Below are 17384 nucleotides of genomic sequence, written 5' to 3' on the forward strand. Positions count from 1 at the left end.
GTTCGTTTCGAGTTCCGCCCGACCCCGGTATTAGCTCGATGGCAGTATCGAGACGTGACACCGTTCGGCCGTATATGGCGATCATCCCTCGTATTCGTGCTGGTCGCAGCCTCCGCGGCCTGCACTTCGTCCACCGGCGCGCCCGTGATCCCGCCGACGACGGAACAACGGGGGCCCTCGGGGACGGTACCGGCTGGACTGGAACGGTTCTACGGCCAGGCTCTCACCTGGGGTGACTGTGCCGGATTTGCCCGAAGTGACGACGACAGAAGCACACTGAAGGACCGCAACGCAAGATGCGCACGTCTGACAGTGCCCCTGGACTACGCCAAGCCCGACGGCCAGACGATCACCCTCGGCGTGCTGCGGATGCCCGCCGGCGACGGGTCCCAGCGGATCGGCTCGCTGGTGGTCAACCCGGGCGGCCCGGGTGCCTCCGGGCTGGCCACCGCGGTCCGGCTGGCCGGCCAGGCCAAGAACAACGACCTGGGCAAGCGGTTCGACCTGGTCGGCTTCGACCCGCGCGGGATCAACTCGAGCGAGCCGTCGATCCGCTGCCTGACCGACCAGGAACGGGACGCCCAACGCGCGGACGACGACGAGCTGGACTCCTCACCGGCCGGGGTGGCCAAGGTGGAGGGCGAGCAACGCGACTACGCGAACAAGTGCGCGGCGCGGACAGGCGACGGCACGGAAATGCTCGCCAACATAGGCACGCGGGACGTCGCCAAGGACATGGACGTGCTCCGCTCGGCCCTCGGCGACGAGAAGCTGTCCTATTTGGGCTATTCGTACGGAACGCGACTGGGCACGACGTACGCGGAGACGTTCCCTAACAATGTTAGAGCGCTGGTTCTGGACGGCGCGCTGGACCCGCAGCAAGGTGTGGTGGACGAACTGGTGGCTCAGGGCCAGGGCTTCCAGAAGGCGTTCAACAGCTTCACCGACTGGTGCGTCAAGCGCCAGGACTGCGCGCTCGGCCAGGACCGCGGCTCGGTCCTGCGCAACTACCTCAACCTGGTCCGGCCGCTGGGCGACCGCGCGCTGGACCTCGGCGACGGCCGCAAGCTCTCCTACTCCGACGCCACCACCGCAGTCGTCCAGGCCCTCTACGCCCAGGAACTCTGGGAGACCCTCAACAACGGCCTCGCGGAGCTGAAACGCCAGCGCGGCACCACGCTGATGCTGCTCGCGGACACGTACTACGAACGCGACCCCGACGGCCGGTACTCGACCACGCAGGACGCGTTCACCGCCGTGCGGTGCGTCGACGACCCGCGCGTCACCGACAAGAACCTCGTCGTGGAAGCTCAGGAACGCTACAAGCAGGTGGCGCCGTTCCTGGACGACGGCCGCCCCGCGAGCCCGGCCCTGGACGCGTGCGCGTTCTGGCCGGTGCCGAACACCGGCTCACCCCATCTGCCGAAGGTCCAAGGACTGCCGCCGACCCTGGTGATCTCCACCACCGGCGACCCGGCAACGCCCTACCAGGCAGGGGTGAACCTGGCGAAAGCACTGGGTGGCTCGCTGGTGACGTACGAGGCAACCCAGCACACGGCGTTCCTGCAGGGCCACAAATGCGTGGACGACGCAGGTATCGACTACCTGGTGCGGCTCAAGCAGCCGGCGCCCGGCCTGCGCTGCTCCTGAACCATCTGCCTGATAACGATCCCCAATGGACCGCCGTCCAGGAGGTGGTCGGGGAATTCCGCCCATGCCATTCTTATCGGCATGGATCCCCACCGCCGTGCTTTTCTGGGGATGGCCGCCGTTGGGTTGCTGTCGGCCGTTCCCGGGTGTGGGTTGCTGTCCGGACCGAAACAGGCGCCACACGGAGCGGAAGGGGCCACGGTCCGGCTCGGCGTCGTGCCGATCATCGACGTCGCCCCGGTGTACATCGCGATGCGGGCCGGGTACTTCCGGGACGAGGGCGTGGACGTCCGGATCAGGACCGTGCAGGGTGGCGCCGCGGGCATTCCGGCGATGGTCAGCGGCGACCTGGACGTGACGTTCGGCAACTGGGTGTCGTTCTTCACCGCACAGGCCAAGGGCACCGCGGACCTGAAGCTCGTGGCCGACGGGTACCGCGGCAAGCCGGGCATGTTCCTCGTGCTGGCGCTGCCGGACGGGCCGGTGCGGTCGGCGAAGGACCTGGCGGGCCGGAAGATCGCGGTGAACACCCGCGGGAACGTCACCGAGCTGGCGGTCCGGGCGGCGATGCGCGCGCAGGGCGTGGACGTGTCCGCCGTGCAGTTCACCGAGATGCCGTTCCTCGACATGCAGAGCGCGTTACAGCGCAAGGACGTTGACGCGGCCCTGGTGGTCGAGCCGTTTCTCACCAGTGCGATCCGGCAGGCCGGCGCGGTCCCGGTGCTGGACACCATGACCGGCGCCGCCACCGAGCTCCCGATCGGCGGGTACGCCACGACTGCGAAATTCGCCGCGGGCAACCCCGCGACCCTGGACGCCTTCCGCCGCGCACTGGGCAAGGCCCAACGCGACGCGGCCGACCGGCACAGGGTGGAAGAAGTCATCGCCGACTACGCGAAGGTGGACAGTTCGGTCGCGGCCCAGGTCCACCTCGGCTCGTACCCGACCGGCATCGACGCCAACCGGTTGCGTAACGTCGTGTCGATCATGCGGGACAACGGAATGCTCGACCGCGACCTGGACCCGTCGACCATGGTGCTCTAGATGTGGCGGCGGGCGCGCAGTCTGCTCGTGACGAACCACAGCAGGAGTGCGGTCAGCGCGAGGTAGATCATGCCCTCGGCCAACTGGAGGACCGGCATTCGCGGCCGTGGCTGATAGTCCGTGAAGTGCGCGCTGATGCCGGCCTCGCGGTAGCAAGTGGCTTGAGCGTCGGGATTGGGCGTGTTGGCGCAGCCTTCGGTTTGGGCGAAGGGCGCGGCGGCGCGGCCGTTGTGATTGTCAAGGTAGCCCGAATCGACGATGTACGCCCCGGATGGTGCCTCCGGGGAAGACGCGGGGCCGTAGACGGTGGCGCTGCGTTCCGGTGGCATCAGGTGCATCCGTAAGAACAGCGCGACGAAGATCCGGACTCCCAGGAACACCGTGAGCGTCCCGGCGATGGCGCCAGGGGTCTGCCGTAGCAACGTGCCGAACGCGAGTCCGAGTGCGAACCCGAAGACGACGTATGTCGTGTGCACCAACGGGTTGGCCTCGAACAGTTGCGACGTGAACCGCTCGGTGCCGATCTGCCTGAGCAGGGCGATGTTCAGGATCGCCACGAGCGCCGCCGCGACGACGACCAGTGGAAGGGACCGGCCGACGACCCACCGCTGCGGGGTGGCGTCCTGGCTCCACGCGAACACGTTCGTGCGGTCCTCGAACTCGCGCGCGACCATCGGCGCCGCCCAGAACGTCGCGGTCAGTGTGCTCAGCACCGTGGGCGCGTAGGGCCATATGCCGACCGCGAAGTCGAAGCTGCGGCTGGCAACGCTGTACGCCACGACGACGGTGACGCCGGTGGCGAGCAGGATCGACGTCCGGTGCTGCCGCCAGGCGATCCAGACCCAGCTGCCCCAGTCGATCCGGTCACGCGTGAGCGCGGTCATGCCAGGCCACCTCCCGGGCGTTGGCCAGGTGCGCCACCACGATGTCCTTGACGGTCGCGGGCCGCACCACCCATTCGTTCTCCGCGTCGTCCGGTGTCTCGTCCGGCTCGGTTTCCAGGGTGACCAGGAAAGTGGACTGCTGTTCGCTGTGTGTTTCCCGGACGACTGTGCCTGTGGGCGGCGACGCGGATCGCGGGCCGACGTAGAAACGGTGGTTCGCCAGGAGATCGTCGATCTGGCCGGCGAGCGTGATCGTCCCGTGGGTGAGCACCAACAGGTTGTCCGCCACACCACCGAGTTCGGCGACCACATGGGTGGACATCAGCAGTGCCATCTCGGTTTCCGCGGCCTCGGTGAGCAGTTCGGCCATGACTTCGTTGCGTACCAACGGGTCGAGGTTGGCCAGCGGCTCGTCCAACAGCAGCACGTCCGGCACGCGGCCGAGCGCGACGGCGAGTGCGACCTGGGTGCGCTGGCCGGTGGAAAGCCTGCCGCACAGCCGGTTCGGCGGGACGTGGAACCGGCGCAGCCAGCGGGTGGCGCGGTCCTCGTCCCACACGAGGTTCAGGTGACGGGCCATCCGCAGCATGTCGCGGGCACTGAGATGGTCGTACAGAGGCCTGTCCTGAGCGACCAACGCCACCCGGCCGCAGGCCACGACAGTGCCGCCGTCCGGCGCCAGGAGTCCGGACAGGACAGTCAAGAGGGTGGTCTTGCCCGCGCCGTTCGCCCCGACGAGCGCGGTCACCTGCCCCGCGTACAACTCGAAAGTGCAGCCCGCCAACACCGGTTTGGCCCCGTACCGCTTGGCCAGGTCCTCGACCCGCAGGACCGCCTCGATCTCAACGGTGGTCGTCACCGTTCGCCCCCTTCACGTCGTGATCCGTGAGGACGTCACGTACCAGTGCGTCGATGTCCTCGTCGTCGAGCCCGGCGTCGCGGGCCTCGTGCACCCAGTCGGCGATCAGGCCGCGCAGCTTCGCCATGACCTCGACCGGAGCCGTGCCCAGGGACGCGGTGACGAACGTGCCGGCGCCCTGGCGTGCTTCGACCAGGCCGGAGTGCTCCAGCTCGCGGTACGCCTTGAGGACGGTGTTCGCGTTCACCCCGCTGGTCGCGACGACCTCGCGCACGGTCGGCAGCCGGTCGCCGGGTTCGAGCCAGCCCAGCCGGAGTGCCTCGCGTACCTGCCTGACCAGCTGCAGGTAGGCGGGAAGACCGCTGTCGCGGTCAATCCGGAACTCGACCACCGCACCACCTAGATTGTTCTACTTGACTAAGACAGTAGCTAACTAGAACAATCATCGGGGCGTCAAGGGGCACGGGCCGGCGAGGGTGAAGAGAGGGGGCTCCGCGGAACGGGCACGCGGAGGCAACGGGACTGTCGGGTCTAGCTGACCTGGAACGGGTTGCGCGGCAACGCTTTCGGCCGCGCAACCACGTCTCCGGCGTCATCCGTGGACGGCTGGCTGAACAGGTTCTCGTGTGATGCTTTGGTCGTGCTCAGCGGGGCACTCGCGACCTCGTCGGCGCCGGCATGGCTGAACAACTCGTTTGATGCGGTGATGGCGAACATCCTTTGTCCAGATGTGGGATATGCCGTCACCTTAGCCGCGAGCGCCCTGCGTGGTGGCGTTTTTCAGGGAGAGGCGCGCCGCTGCTGTTCGCGGATCACCTTCGGCGCGCCGGCCAGATCCTCGTCGTTGCACAACAACTTGACTTCGTAGTACGGCGCGTGTTCGCTGTCGTCGTAGTCCAAATGGATCGCGATGACGTCCACTGGCTCGCCCAGCCAGTCCTCGGCCTTCCTCAGCCAGGCCGCCGCGCGTTCGAGCGCTGTTGGCAGATTGTCATCACGGAAATCCACTGGCCGATATGGCACTCCTTGGACTTCGTCCTGCGCGTGGTCCAGCCGGGGCAGGTCAACCGCCACGCCGGCCTCGTTCAGATCTAGTACGACCCGTTGCTCGGTCACTTTCGAAGGGTCCCTTAAACGCTGCGCCTTCGCAATCCGCGAGCGGTGTCAATCACGAGCCGATGCTCGCCCGACACACAGCGCGAGCAGGGCCCCGACGACACACAGCAGGCACGTGATCAGGAACATCTCGTTGTACTCGGTGTTGAGCGCGGCGAACAGCTTCCCCTTGTACACCGCGACCTGGGCGTCGAACTCCTCCTTGGACAACCCGAACGGCAACGGCGTGTCGAGGTTCGCGGTCAGGCTGTGGAACCGGTAAAGGCCCCACGCTGTGAGCGCGGCCACACCGACCAGCATGCCGGTCATCCTGGCCACCACCACACCGGCGGACGCCACACCGTGCTGTACCGCGGGCACGACACGCAGCACGGCCGACGAGAGCGGGCCGATCACCAGGCCGAGCCCGAGCCCGGCGATCACCAGGTCGGTGTCCAACCTCGGCAGCGTGAACAGCCCCAGGTCGTGCCGCGCGGCCAGCACGTCCACCGGCCACTGCGAGATCATCAGGTACCCGACCGCGGCGATCAGCATTCCGCCGAACGCGACCCACCGGTCCCCGATCCGCACCGCCAGCCAGCCGCCGACAAGGGCGCCGATCGGCAGCGCGATCAGGAACCGCAGCAACAGGAACACCGCGGCGGTCCGGTCCTTGCCGAGCAGTGTCTGCGCGATGAGTTCGACGTTCACCAACGTCACCATCAACGCCGCGCCGGCCGTCACCGAGGAACCCAACGCGGCGAGCATCGGCCCCATGCGCACACCTGCGGGGTCGATGAGCTTGACGCGTGAGAACTTCTCCCACGCGAGGAACGCGAGCAACGCGACGAAAGCCCCTGCCAGCACAGGCCATCCCCACGGCGGCAGCACGGCGTGCTCAGGATCTGGGTTGTACAGCGCGACAACGGCCAGTCCGAGCGTGATCGCGAGGAGCACACCGCCGACCACGTCCACCTTGGCCGGCGTGCCTTCCTTGCCGCGCGGGGGAACCGTGAAGTGGATCGCGATCATGGCGGCGATCGCCAACGGCACGTTCACCCAGAAAAGTCCGCGCCACGTGCCGAAAGCGGCGGCGAGCACGACGCCGTACAACGGCCCGAGCACGCTGCCCAGTTCTTGCGCGGCACCCACCGCGCCGAGGACGGTGGAGCGACGGCGTTCCGCCCACAGGTCGGCCGCGAGTGCGAGCGTGACAGGCAACAACGCCCCGCTGGCAACACCTTGCACGATCCGCCCGGCCACAAGGACCGGGAGGTCCGTCGCCACGGCTGTGATCACGGATCCGACCGCGAACCCGGCGAGGCACACCTGCAGCAGCAGCCGCCGGCCGAACCGGTCCGACGCCTGCCCGAGCAACGGCATCGCCGCGATGTACCCGAGCAGGTATCCGGTGACCGCGGGCGTGATCTGCTGGAGCTGGTTGATCGCGATACCCAGGTCGCGCATGATGTCGTTGAGGACGCTGACCACCACGTAGGTGTCCAGCGCGCCCAGCAGGACCGCGAGTCCGCCCGCGCCGATCGCGACCCTGCGCCCCTTGACCGCCGGCGCCCCCACCGCCGTCGCCATCAGACCGGCTTGGTGACGGTGACCGGCTTGTCCACGTCGGACAAGGAGATGTCCACCGAGTTGCCGGGCGTGACCTCGATGGTGGCCTTCACCGGCTGGTGCGGGTTGTCCTGCCGGACCCACACCTTGACGTTCACATCGGACTGGATGCCGGGCACCAGACCGGTCAGTCCCTCCTTGGTGACCTTGCCCGTGACCCGGTAGGTCTTGGCGCCGGCGACGTCCTCGGCGGCCTCCGTCTTCGCCGCGGAGACCGTGCCGAGCAGCTTGCCGACACCCCGGTCCGGGTCGAGGATCGCGGACGTGTCGAAGACCTTGCTGGCGTCCCCGAACCGCTGGAAGCTCCCGGTCGGGCCCTTGATGTAGATCGTCTTGTCGGCGACCACGAACTCGACGTCGATCAGGGTGCCGAACTGGCTGAGCTTGGCGTGGCCCTTGGCGTCCCCGGCCTTGTTCAGGTCGCCGTCGAGCTGGCTGATCGGCAGGCCGGGCACCTGCCCGGTGACGTTCATGGTGAAGTGCGCACTGCTGAAGGACTTGCTCGCGGTGGCCGCGTCCTTCAGCAGCCCCGTTCCGTCCGGCAACGACGCGGAATCCGGTGTCGACGTCGACGAACACCCCGCGACGGCCACGAGTCCAAGCACACTGAGCATTACTAGCCGCTTCACCATGTGCGCATCGTAGGGCGCTTTGGCTGAGAGTCCTGAAGGGGCGGTTTGAATGCTTTCCGATATGTAAGCGGAGAGACACCCAGGTCACGTTTGAGGTGTTGCCGGAGTGACGCGGCGGTGCCCAGGCCGGAGTCCTCGGCGACCCGGTCGACCGGCATGTCGGTGGTCTCCAGCAGGCGACGGGCGTGCTCCAGCCGTTGGCGCAGCAACCACCGGCCGGGACTCATCCCGGTCTCGGCCCGGAACCGCCGGCTGAACGTCCGGACGCTCATCCGCGCGTGTTCGGCCAGGGTGTCCAGGTCGAGGTCGTCGTCGAGGCGTTCGATCGCCCACGCCCGGGTGGCCGCGGTGCTCGCCTCGCCGATCTCAGGCAGGGGCCGTTCGATGAACTGCCGCTGCCCGCCGTCGCGCCAGGAGGGGACGACGCAGTACCTCGCGGCCCGGTTGGCGACCTCGCTGCCGTGGTCGTTCCGCAGGACATGCAGGCAGAGGTCGACTCCGGCGGCCAACCCCGCGCTGGTCAGCACGTCGCCGTCGTCGACGAAGAGAACGTCTTCGTCGAGTACCACTTTCGGGTACAACTCACGGAATTCCCGGACGTGCCGCCAGTGGGTGGTGGCGGGCCGGTCGTCGAGGATCCCGGCGGCGCCGAGCACGAACGCGCCGGTGCAGATGGACATCACGCGCGTGCCCGGCCGGATCGACGCGAGCGCCTCGGCCACTTCACCCGGCAACGTGCCTTCGTGGCGCGGCCCGTGGATGCGGGTGCCGGGAATGACCACGGTGTCTGCCGCGGCGAGCGCCTCCGGCCCGTGGTCCGGCAGCAGGGCGTACCCGCCGACACTCCGGATGGGCCGCTTGTCGATCCCGCAGACCCGAACGTCATAGAGGTCTCCGGCGACCCCGAAGACCATCGAGGGAATGGCGAGGTCGTACCCGATCACCTCGGCGAGAGCCAGGACGGCGACAACGTGCCTCATGGCCGGATTCTGACACATTAGTGAGTTCCGGCCACCGCAATTCGGGTGACCGGCGGCCGGCCCGCCGGGCAGGATGAGGTGTGCTGGTCGACCATTTCCCGCTGCTCGGGCTCAGGCTGCGAACACCACGGCTGGAACTGCGCCTGCCGTCACCCGAGGAACTCGGCGCGCTGGCCGACGTGGCGGTCGACGGCCTCCACTCGCCCGACACCCAGCCGTTCCTCACCCCGTGGACCCAGCAACCACCGGCCGAGGTGGCCAGGAAGGTCATCCAGGACCACTGGCGGTCCCTGGGCGCCTGGTCGCCCCGCGACTGGACCCTGAACTTCGCGGTGTTCCACGGGGAAACGGTGATCGGCCGGCAAAGCATCGGCGCCCGGGACCTGTCGATCACCCAAGAGGTGCGGACCGGCTCCTGGCTGGGTCAACGCCACCACGGGCACGGATACGGCACCGAGATGCGAGCGGCCGTGCTCCACTTGGCGTTCGCCGGCCTGAACGCGGAAGAAGCGTTCTCCGCCGCCTTCGAGCACAACGAAGCCTCGCTCGCCGTCTCCCGAAAACTCGGCTACCGGCCCGACGGAACAGAACGCCAGGTGGTCCGCGACGAACTGGCGATCGACCGCCGCATGCGCCTGACCCGCGAAGCCTGGCACCACAACAAAACCACCGAAGTGACGATCGACGGCCTGGACCCGTGCCGCCCCCTCCTCGGCATCGACCCGCTCTGACACGTACGCCTCGTGGCCGGAACTTTGCGTATGTTGTCATCTCGGCCACTGGTTCGGCGCTGGGCCAACACGCACGCTGTTAGCTGTGATCCAACTAGAGACCAGGCGCTCCCAACGGATTCATTGGGCGTGGTGGGTGGCGGGTGTCGCGTTTGTCGCCCTGTTGGGGGCCGCGGGCTTCAGGTCCGCTCCTTCGGTGCTCATCGAGCCGTTGCACACCGAGTTCGGGTGGTCCACCGGGACCATTTCGTCAGCTGTTTCGGTGAATCTTGTCCTCTACGGAGTGACTGCGCCGTTCGCGGCCGCGCTGATGGAGCGGTTCGGCATGCGCAAGGTGGTGGCGTGCGCACTGACCCTGGTCGCGGCGGGCGCGGGATTGACCGTTTTCATGACGGCCAGTTGGCAGTTGGTTCTCTTTTGGGGGATTTTCGTCGGCCTCGGCACCGGGTCGATGGCCATGGCCTTCGTCGCCACGGTCACCGCGCGCTGGTTCGTCAAGCACCGCGGCCTGGTCAGCGGCATTCTCACCGCCGCGGGCGCCACCGGCCAGCTGATCTTCCTGCCGATCATCGCGAATATGGCCACCAGCCTCGGGTGGCGCCCGGCTTCGCTGGTCATCGCGGGTGTCGCCCTGGTCGTCGTGCCCGTGGTGCTGATCTTCCTCCGCGACCACCCGCACGACGTCGGCACGACCGCGTACGGCGCGGTCGAGGACACCCCGCGCCCACCCAAGACCAAGGGGGCGGCCGCGCGTGCCCTCCAGGTCCTGGGCAAGGCGACCAAGTCCGGCACGTTCTGGATGCTCGCCGGTGGGTTCGCCATCTGCGGCGCGTCCACGAACGGCCTTGTCGGCACGCACTTCGTTCCCGCGGCGCACGATCACGGCGTCCCGATGACCACCGCGGCCGGCCTGTTGGCCCTGGTCGGCGTGTTCGACGTGGCCGGGACGATCTTCTCCGGCTGGCTCACCGACCGGATCGACCCGCGGTGGCTGCTCGGCGCCTACTACACCCTGCGCGGGCTGTCGTTGGTGCTGCTGCCGCACCTGTTCGCGGCCACGGTCGAACCCCCGATGTGGGCGTTCATCATCTTCTACGGTCTCGACTGGGTGGCGACCGTCCCGCCGACCGTCGCGTTGTGTCGCGACCGGTTCGGGATGTCCGGTCCGATCGTGTTCGGCTGGGTGTTCGCGTCCCACCAACTGGGTGCGGCGGTCGCCGCGTCGGCGGCCGGCATCACCCGTGACCACACCGGTAGTTACGACCTCGCCTGGTACTCCGCCGGCACGCTCTGCGCCGTCGCCGCGTTGCTCTCCGTATTGATCAAAAGGACCCCACGAAATACGGATGTAACACGCCCTGCCTAGGCTCGCGCCATGGATCGGCAGCAGGAGTTCGTCCTCCGCACCCTCGAAGAGCGCGACATCCGGTTCGTTCGGCTGTGGTTCACCGACGTCCTGGGCTTCCTGAAGTCCGTCGCGGTCGCCCCGGCTGAACTGGAGGGCGCGTTCGCCGAGGGGATCGGCTTCGACGGCTCGGCCATCCAGGGCTTCGCCCGGGTCTACGAGTCGGACATGGTGGCCAAACCGGACCCGTCGACGTTCCAGGTCCTGCCGTGGGAGACGCCGACCGGCGAGCACTACTCGGCCAGGATGTTCTGCGACATCACGATGCCGGACGGTTCGCCGTCCTGGGCCGACCCGCGGCACGTGCTGCGGCGGTCCCTGTCGCGGGCCAGCGAGTCCGGCTTCACCGTGTACGTCCACCCGGAGATCGAGTTCTTCCTGCTGAAGAACCTGCCGACGGACGGCAGCGAGCCGGAGCCGGCCGACAACGGCGGCTACTTCGACCAGGCGTCGCACGCGACCGCCACGAACTTCCGCCGGCACGCCATCGAAGCCCTTGAGGCGATGGGCATCTCGGTGGAGTTCAGCCACCACGAAGGCGCCCCCGGCCAGCAGGAGATCGACCTGCGGTACGCGGACGCGTTGACCATGGCGGACAACGTGATGACGTTCCGGTACGTGGTCAAAGAGGTCGCGCTGACCCAGGACGTGCACGCCTCGTTCATGCCGAAGCCGTTCTCGGACAAGCCAGGCTCGGGCATGCACACCCACCTGAGCCTCTTCGAAGGCGACCGCAACGCCTTCTACGACGCCGAAGACCCGTACGAGCTGTCCGAGGTCGGCAAGTGCTTCGTGGCCGGCCTGCTCAAGCACGCCAGGGAGATCTCCGCGGTCACGAACCAGTGGGTGAACTCGTACAAGCGCCTGATCGTCGGCGGCGAGGCACCCACGGCCGTGTGCTGGGGGCACGCCAACCGGTCGGCGTTGGTCCGTGTCCCGATGTACTCGCTCGGCAAGGCGTCGTCGCGTCGTGTCGAGGTGCGCACTCTCGACTCCGCCTGCAACCCGTATCTGGCCTACGCCGTGATCGTCGCGGCCGGTCTGGAAGGCGTGCAGAAAGGCTACGAACTTCCACCGGCCGCCGAGGACGACGTGTGGTCCTTGTCGGACGCCGAACGCCGCGCCGCGGGCTACGACAACCTGCCGCAGAACCTGGGCGAGGCGCTCGCCGAAATGGAGAAGTCCGAACTGCTGGCCGAGTCGCTCGGCGAGCACGTGTACGACTTCTTCCTCCGCAACAAACGCGCCGAGTGGGACGCCTACCGCCGCAGCGTCACCCCGTACGAGCTGCGAACTCTCTTGCCGGTGCTGTGAAACGAAAAGCCCCCGCCGCGGCGGGGGCTTTTCCTAGTTCGTCGGACCGGTCGGCGGAATGGGATTGTCCGGTCCGTTCTTCCGCACGAAAGTCGGCGGAACGGTATGCGTCAGACGCGCCCGGTTCTCGTCCGTCGCCGGCAGCCACTTGAACTGGATCTTGAAGCTGCCGTAGTCCATTTCCCGCGGCAGGTTGGTGCGTTCGTCCAGCCATATCGTGGCCCGCACCCCGAACCGGTCGACGGTCAGATACGGCGTGCCGTCCTTGGCCCTGTGGACGGCGAGCGACGGTTCGTGCAGCCAGGAGTGCGGATCACCCACTCCGGACGGTGTCGAGGCCGCGACTATGTCGGTCACCTGCTCCGGGTACGTCGTCACGGTCTTCGCCGGGTAGTTGATCTCCTCCCTGATCCCGGCCGCGTCGACGGTCGTGTCGTAGACATCCGGGTTGACCAGCCGGGCCAGTTTCTCCGACCGCAGCGCCCAGCCTTCGACCTTCTTCCCGTCACCCTGGTCGGCCACCGAGTTGATGATCATGTTGCCGGCCGCTTCCTCGGCTTGCCGCGCGGCCGCGATGATCTGCTGGTCGCCCGGTGCGGCCGGGTCGACCGGCAGGGTGGATCCAGCGGTGGAGAACACCCCGACCAGCATCGCGACCACCGCGGCGGTCGCCACGAGGGAGGAGCCGATCAGGCCCACCGTGCCGCGCCGGTACCGGCGGGCATGTCCCCGGGCGAGGATCTCGACCAGGTCCCCGCGCGGCCGGAGCCCGGCGCTTTCCCCGTGCAGCCGCGCACGCAGTTCGTCCTCGGTCATCATGAGTGTCGTACCTCAGCTTCCCGTGGGTCTTCGAGCAGGTCACGCAGCTTCGTCAGGGCGCGGTTCGTGTACGCCTTGACCGTGCCCGCCGAGCAGCCAAGGACGGCCGCGGTGTCGGACACGCTCAAGTCGGCGAAGAACCGCAGCACCACGACCTCACGCTGCCTGGTCGGCAGCTGCCGCAACGCGGGTACGAGCGACTCACGGTCGGCGATGTGGTCGGCGGCGTCGCCGACGCTCTGCGGGAGCAGCCGAAGATCCGGTTGATGGACCTCCCGGACCCGGCGGCCCAGCGAGCGCCAGCGGTCGCGGGAGAGGTTGACCAGCACACGACGCGCATAGGCTTCGGGATGCGAACTGGCAGCCGACCAGCGCCATGCGACGCGCAGCAAAGTTGTCTGGAGCAGGTCCTCGGCGTGGCCGCGGTCGCCACTGAGCAGGTAGGCCGTGCGCAGCAGCGAGGTCGAGCTGCTCCGCACGAAGTCCTCGAACGCCGGGTCCAGGTCCCGGGAGCCACCGTGGAGTCTCACGACCGGTTGAACTCCGCCGGGACTGTTCCGGTTGCCCTGGCGTTCGGGCAGGCCACGCGCTGTGGTGCCGGTACTGACCGTCGGCGGTTGATGATCGGCTTGGCGGGACCGCTAGGTTCGTGGCCGTGAGCGAACTGTCTGCGTGCACGGTGGCGACGAGCGTCCAGCTGCCCGCCGCCCGGGTGGCGGCCGAGACATATCGGGCGGCACATCCGGGCGCCAGGTTCGACATCCTGCTGGTCGACGGCGAGCCCGGCTCGGACGTGCTGACCCCGGCGGACATCGGCGTCGACGAGCCCGAGCTGGCCATGCTGGCCACGGCGTACACCGCCGAGCAGACCCGGGCGGTGCTGCGGCCACGGCTGCTGCGGACCCTGCTGGCCAACGGTCCGGTGTTGTCCCTGGACCCGTGGGTGTACGTCCTCGGCCGGGTCGACGAGATCGTCGCCGATGCCCTCAGCCATGGCGACTTCGCTTTGGTGCCAAGGGTTCTGCAGCCGTTGCCGCACGACGGCCTGGCGCCGGCCCCGGAGGATCTGATCCACGCGGGTGTCTACGAGCCCGGCTTCGTGGCGGTCGGGCCGGGCGCGGCGGACGTGCTGACGTCATGGGCTGAGCATGCCCGCCGTACGCCCGACGCGGCCGATGATTTTCTGGACGGCCTGCCTGCGCTCGCCGCGCATCACGTGATCCGGGAGGTCGGCGTCGGCTTGTCCGTGTGGAACGCGGGCCAGCGCGACGCCGAACTGCTTGAGGGTGGATACCTCGTGCGGGCCGTGCCGATCGGTGCGCCTGAGCCGCTGCGGACCGCGCACTTCCACGGCTTCGACCCGAAACAGCCGTGGCTGTTGTCCGCGGATGTCCACGACCGGCCGCGGACGCTGCTGTCCGAGCGGCCTGGCCTGCAAAGCCTGTGCGACGACTACCGGGCGAAACTGGTCGACGCGGGCGCTGCCGCCAAGGGCAGGCCCTTCGCCCGCCTGTCCGACGGGACCGCGGTGCCCGAGCCGCTCCGCGTCGAGTTCCGTGCGGAGTGGCAGGCCGGTTTCGAACCGCCCGCGACCACCGACGAGAAGGCGTTCCTCCGCTGGGCGTGCGCACCTGTTGACGGGAAGCCAGGCAGTACGCGATGGGCGGACGCGTTGTGGCGGGACGATCCGTCGCTGCGTGAGCGTTACCCGGAGCCGTACGGCGCGAACGCCGACGAGTTCAGGCGCTGGTGCGAGAGCGAAGGTGTGCTGCAGGGCCGTATGCATCCCGTCGCGGTGCCGGCGCCCCTGCAGATCCGGATCGAACTGGTCGACCAACTGGGTGTCTCCGTGCTCGGCGTCGGTGTGCTCGCCGAGTCGGTGCGGCTGAGCGCCGGCGCCACCGGCCTGCCGATCTCGTCCGACCCCATCTACCCGGTCGTCCTTGTCTGTGGCGACACAGTGGACCTGCCGCAGAACCGTCATGTCGTGCTGGTGCGCGACGAGCCGACGCTGGCGCCGCCGGGTGTCGACGAGGTGTGGGTGCCGTGGCCCGCGCCGCCCGGCGCGAACGCGGTTGTCCTGCCAGTCGCCGACCAGGAGGAACGCGAGGAGGAGGAACGCGAGGAAGCCCTCGCCGGTCTCGGCGTGACATCCGGCGCGGTGTTCATGAGCTTCGTCGACTACGACGAGGGCTGTTGTGCCAACGAGACGGATGTCGTGGCCGCTTTCCGTGCCGCGTTCCCGGACCGTGCGGACGTCACGTTGCTGCTGGCCGTGCGCGGTGCGGACCGTCGCGCCGCGGCCGAACGACTTCGGCTCGCCACCGCGCATGACCGTCGGATCCGTCTCGTGGAGGCCGAGTCGTCGCATCGGTTGGCTGTGGACGCCGCGGACTGGGTCGTGCTCCTGCACGCGAAGGAATGCCCGTCGGTGTCCGAGCTGAGCGCGGTCGCGGCCCGAGGTGTCCCGCTGATCACGACCAACGTCGGTGTCGCGGCCGAACTGTTCGACTCCGACAGTGCGATTCTCGTGTCCCGGATGGACGGCCAACCCGAGGTGCACATCCAGATCGCCGCGAAGGCCATGCGCGAGTTGGCACCGGAGGCGGCCGTCGCGGACAAGATGGGTGCCGCCGCACGAGCGGCCGTGCTCGCCAAGCGCTCAGTGGACGTCTCCTCCGGGCAACTTCGGGAACGGGTGGAACACGCCTACCGGACGTGGCGGGTCGAGCACGGCCGACGGCTCGCGGGGGAGCCGGACCCGTTCGCGCCGCTGCAGGCCGCGCGGCACGCTCTGCTGCGCCAGCCGGACGTCGAGATGGGTCACCGGATCCCGTTGGCGCCCGCGCTGCGCAAGGGCGTGCTGCGGGTGCTCAACCACTACGACAACCACATGCGCACGATGATGGGGTCCATTGTGGACTCCGTGGAGCGGTCGACCCGGGAGGTGATGCGGCGCCAGGAGGAACTGGCCGCCGCGCCGACCCATGTCGAGATCGCCCCGGCCGCCACCGATCCGCGCGTGGACCGGCTGACTGCCGCGCTCGACACCGCGATGCGACGGATCGAGAGCCTGGAGGACCGGCTCGACGCGCAGTCACGGGACCGCGACGAGACCAGCCGCGCCGCGTCCACCGCGACACGAACGACCGACGCACTCCGTCGGGTGGTCGTCCGGGACCACGAACGTGTGCACGGCGGCGTGGACGGTAGCTCGCTGGTGCTGTGCGATGCAGGCATGCTGCGTCTCCCGTCGGACGACATCGCGATGCTGCCGCTGTTGTCCAGCAACGGAGTCTGGGAGCCGGCGGTCGCCGACCTGATCGACTCGCTGATCGAGCCGGACGGCGTCTTCCTGGACATCGGCGCTTATGTGGGCTATCACACACTCCGAATTCTCACCCGATTGGGGAACAGCGGCGCGGTCGTGGCGGTCGAGCCGGACCCCAGAGCCGTGAACCTGCTCAGGCACAACGTCGCCGCGAACTCCCCCGAGCACACCGCCGACCGGCTCTTCGTGGTCGAGGCGGCGGCGTGGGACACGACCGGGAGCCTGGTCACCGATCCGGCCATGGGCGGTGGCGTCTCGGTCTGGCCGGGCGCGGCCGAACCCGAACGAACGGTCCGGGCGACGCGCATGGACAAGGAGCTGGAAGGCATCCCTGGCCTGGGCAATCTCCGGTTGTCGGTGGTGAAGGCGGACGTGCCGGGCCGCAGCCATCGCGCACTCGGCGGGCTGGTCCGGCTGTTGCGCCGGGACCGTCCGCACGTGATCTGTTCCTTCGCCACGGCCGCCATGAAGGAGCTGGGCGACGACCCGTTGACGGCGCTGCGGGAGTTCCGAACCTGGGGCTACGAAGCCGGATTCGTGGGCGACCAGCAGACCACTCCATTGGCCGACATGGCCGAGATCCTGGCTTCGTCGGGTGAGCGCAACCTCTGGCTCAGGCCGCTGACCAGCCGATTTGACTTTGTTCGAACGGACTGAGTAACTTTCTCCCCGTCGCGAAGACAGTCGGACGGAACAGGCTTCGAGCCTGGCGAGGACGGCGAAGGGCAGAAAACCTCCTAGGAGGAACAGCCCACCGGGTCGAGCGGATTTGACACCGCGAATCGGACCGGGTAAGCTTCTACGACGTGCCACCAACCACTTGAGATTTCCTCAAGGACTAGGTCGCGGTGGCGAACCCGAGTAAAAATCAAGACTTTAGTAGTACTGCCCCCTTGATGGCTGGCGAGATGCCTGTCGGATGGGTGTGCGTGTGTTGTTTGAGAACTCAACAGTGTGTCGATCTATTGAAAGCCAGTAGAGCTTTATGAACCTCGTCTTGAGGTTCCTTTG

General features: G+C 68.2%; 16 protein-coding genes. 6 read left to right on the top strand and 10 right to left on the bottom strand.

Going from position 1 to position 17384, the window contains the following annotated elements:
- The first annotated feature begins 96 nt into the window (after positions 1-96).
- Both EV192_RS25975 and EV192_RS25980 read left to right on the top strand, forming a co-directional pair.
- On the top strand, positions 97-1650 hold the full coding sequence (locus tag EV192_RS25975; protein WP_132119676.1) for an alpha/beta hydrolase: 1554 nt from the start codon (positions 97-99) through the stop codon (positions 1648-1650).
- Between the two features lie 81 nt (positions 1651-1731).
- Complete coding sequence (locus EV192_RS25980) at positions 1732-2694, top strand: ABC transporter substrate-binding protein (protein WP_132119678.1); 963 nt, start codon at positions 1732-1734, stop codon at positions 2692-2694.
- Here the strand turns inward: EV192_RS25980 and EV192_RS25985 are convergent.
- From EV192_RS25985 to EV192_RS26020, 8 genes are all read right to left on the bottom strand, one after another.
- Entirely contained in the window at positions 2691-3578 is an 888-nt protein-coding gene (locus EV192_RS25985) for a hypothetical protein (protein WP_132119680.1), read from the bottom strand. The genes EV192_RS25980 and EV192_RS25985 overlap by 4 nt on opposite strands.
- Positions 3559-4437 carry an ABC transporter ATP-binding protein gene (locus EV192_RS25990; RefSeq protein WP_132119682.1) on the bottom strand — a complete coding sequence of 293 codons (879 nt, stop codon included), beginning with the start codon at positions 4435-4437 and terminating at the stop codon, positions 3559-3561. The genes EV192_RS25985 and EV192_RS25990 overlap by 20 nt, the downstream gene beginning before the upstream one ends.
- Positions 4421-4828 (bottom strand): GntR family transcriptional regulator, encoded by a 408-nt coding sequence (locus EV192_RS25995; protein WP_132119684.1) that lies wholly within the window; start codon positions 4826-4828, stop codon positions 4421-4423. Before EV192_RS25995 ends, EV192_RS25990 begins: the two co-directional genes overlap by 17 nt.
- A 140-nt stretch (positions 4829-4968) precedes the next feature.
- On the bottom strand, positions 4969-5154 hold the full coding sequence (locus EV192_RS26000) for a hypothetical protein (protein ID WP_132119686.1): 186 nt from the start codon (positions 5152-5154) through the stop codon (positions 4969-4971).
- Positions 5155-5217: 63 nt separating this feature from the next.
- Entirely contained in the window at positions 5218-5553 is a 336-nt protein-coding gene (locus tag EV192_RS26005; protein ID WP_132119688.1) for a hypothetical protein, read from the bottom strand.
- 48 nt (positions 5554-5601) lie between these two features.
- Entirely contained in the window at positions 5602-7122 is a 1521-nt protein-coding gene (locus EV192_RS26010) for an MFS transporter (RefSeq protein ID WP_132119690.1), read from the bottom strand.
- Positions 7122-7793, bottom strand: coding sequence for an LppX_LprAFG lipoprotein (locus EV192_RS26015; RefSeq protein WP_132119692.1), 672 nt, complete (start codon positions 7791-7793; stop codon positions 7122-7124). The genes EV192_RS26010 and EV192_RS26015 overlap by 1 nt, the downstream gene beginning before the upstream one ends.
- Positions 7787-8773, bottom strand: coding sequence for a GlxA family transcriptional regulator (locus tag EV192_RS26020; protein WP_165960602.1), 987 nt, complete (start codon positions 8771-8773; stop codon positions 7787-7789). The genes EV192_RS26015 and EV192_RS26020 overlap by 7 nt, the downstream gene beginning before the upstream one ends.
- A gap of 80 nt (positions 8774-8853) precedes the next feature.
- On the opposite strand from EV192_RS26020, the gene EV192_RS26025 reads away from it, so the two are divergent.
- The 3 genes from EV192_RS26025 to EV192_RS26035 all read left to right on the top strand — a co-directional run bounded on the left by EV192_RS26025 (position 8854) and on the right by EV192_RS26035 (position 12223).
- Positions 8854-9504 carry a GNAT family N-acetyltransferase gene (locus tag EV192_RS26025; protein WP_132119696.1) on the top strand — a complete coding sequence of 217 codons (651 nt, stop codon included), beginning with the start codon at positions 8854-8856 and terminating at the stop codon, positions 9502-9504.
- Between the two features lie 88 nt (positions 9505-9592).
- Positions 9593-10870, top strand: a complete 1278-nt coding sequence (locus tag EV192_RS26030) for an MFS transporter (protein ID WP_132119888.1) — start codon at positions 9593-9595, stop codon at positions 10868-10870.
- A 9-nt stretch (positions 10871-10879) separates the two neighbouring features.
- Positions 10880-12223 (top strand): glutamine synthetase family protein, encoded by a 1344-nt coding sequence (locus EV192_RS26035; RefSeq protein ID WP_132119698.1) that lies wholly within the window; start codon positions 10880-10882, stop codon positions 12221-12223.
- A 33-nt stretch (positions 12224-12256) separates the two neighbouring features.
- On the opposite strand, the gene EV192_RS26040 is transcribed toward EV192_RS26035, so the two are convergent.
- Both EV192_RS26040 and EV192_RS26045 read right to left on the bottom strand, forming a co-directional pair.
- Positions 12257-13039 (bottom strand): hypothetical protein, encoded by a 783-nt coding sequence (locus EV192_RS26040; RefSeq protein ID WP_132119700.1) that lies wholly within the window; start codon positions 13037-13039, stop codon positions 12257-12259.
- Complete coding sequence (locus EV192_RS26045) at positions 13039-13572, bottom strand: SigE family RNA polymerase sigma factor (RefSeq protein ID WP_243727066.1); 534 nt, start codon at positions 13570-13572, stop codon at positions 13039-13041. Before EV192_RS26045 ends, EV192_RS26040 begins: the two co-directional genes overlap by 1 nt.
- 125 nt (positions 13573-13697) lie before the next feature.
- On the opposite strand from EV192_RS26045, the gene EV192_RS26050 reads away from it, so the two are divergent.
- Positions 13698-17030 carry an FkbM family methyltransferase gene (locus EV192_RS26050; RefSeq protein WP_132119702.1) on the top strand — a complete coding sequence of 1111 codons (3333 nt, stop codon included), beginning with the start codon at positions 13698-13700 and terminating at the stop codon, positions 17028-17030.
- The last annotated feature ends 354 nt before the right edge of the window (positions 17031-17384 follow it).

Source organism: Actinocrispum wychmicini (assembly GCF_004345645.1).
Classification (GTDB): domain Bacteria; phylum Actinomycetota; class Actinomycetes; order Mycobacteriales; family Pseudonocardiaceae; genus Kibdelosporangium; species Kibdelosporangium wychmicini.